A 1179-nucleotide genomic window follows, 5' to 3' on the forward strand; every position below is an offset into this window, starting at 1 on the left:
GCTTCCTCTACGTACTCTTGCCAAATATGACGTGTCACCACTTTTTGATGATCTTTACTTTCTGTACATTGCGATAAAAATGGGCAAGTCGCACAAATGTCCTTTGGTGATTTGTATTCACGATAACCTTCTTTATTCGTTGTTGAATATTTCAAGACTTCACCTGCTGGGCAAAGGTAACAATCAAAGTGTTCATCATAAACGTATTCATGTTTTCGGAAAAATCCTTCTTTTGTACGTGGTCGTGTATATGGTAATGCCGGTGTTATTTCATTTTCAAACAAGTACTTCGTAATCGCAGGTGTTTTATAAGCTGCATCTGCCGCAACAGCTTTAGGTTTTCCAATTTTCATAATTACCTTTTCAACTAATGGTTCTAGGACATGACTGTCATGTGTGTTTCCAGGTGTTACAATCGCGTCAAGTACAAATCCATGACGATCTGCGGCAGCATGGAAAGAATAGGCGAACTGTTTTGTACGTTCGTCTTTGACGTAGTATCCACTCTCTGGATCGGTTGTGCTCTCTTTGATTTCTTTCGATTCTTCCTTCTCAAACTTATCCGGTGGGAACGGCTTTTTCCCATGACCTTCACGGTCATCGTTAATTTCTTCTTGAAGACGTTCTTGATAAGCTCGTGTTTCTTTGCGAACGACTTTCTTTTCGAATCTATGCTTATTTGCACTCGCTTTCACATGTGTGGAATCAACAAATACATGTTCTGTACTAATTAACTTTTTTTCAGCGGCTGTCTTTAATATACGGTAGAAAATCTGTTCAAACAGATCTGTATCCTTAAAACGGCGCTCGTAATTTTTGCCGAACGTTGAGAAGTGAGGCACTTTATCATAAAAGCCATAACCCAAAAACCAACGATAGGCCATGTTCGTCTTCGCTTCTTCAATCGTCATACGCATAGAACGTATACCAAAGGTATACTGAATAAATGTTAGTTTTATCAAGATAACAGGATCAATACTTGGACGACCTACTTCCGAATACATATCTTCTACCAAATCATAAATAAAAGTGAAATCAATTGCGTCTTCTATTTTACGCACCAAATGATCATCTGGCACAAGTTGATCTAAAGCCACCATTTCAATTTGATCACGTTGAGTAGAGTTATGTTTCGTAAGCATCAAAAATCACCTCAGAATTATTATTACTATTATTTTA

1 protein-coding gene is annotated in these 1179 nt (G+C 37.8%); it reads right to left on the minus strand.

Features of this window, described 5'->3' with window-relative positions:
* Positions 1-1142: IS1182 family transposase (locus tag JOC75_RS23760; protein WP_204956355.1), on the minus strand; the 1142-nt coding region annotated here is incomplete at its 3' end.
* Positions 1143-1179 lie beyond the last annotated feature (37 nt).

The organism is Metabacillus crassostreae (assembly GCF_016908395.1).
Taxonomy (GTDB): Bacteria; Bacillota; Bacilli; order Bacillales; family Bacillaceae; genus Metabacillus; species Metabacillus crassostreae.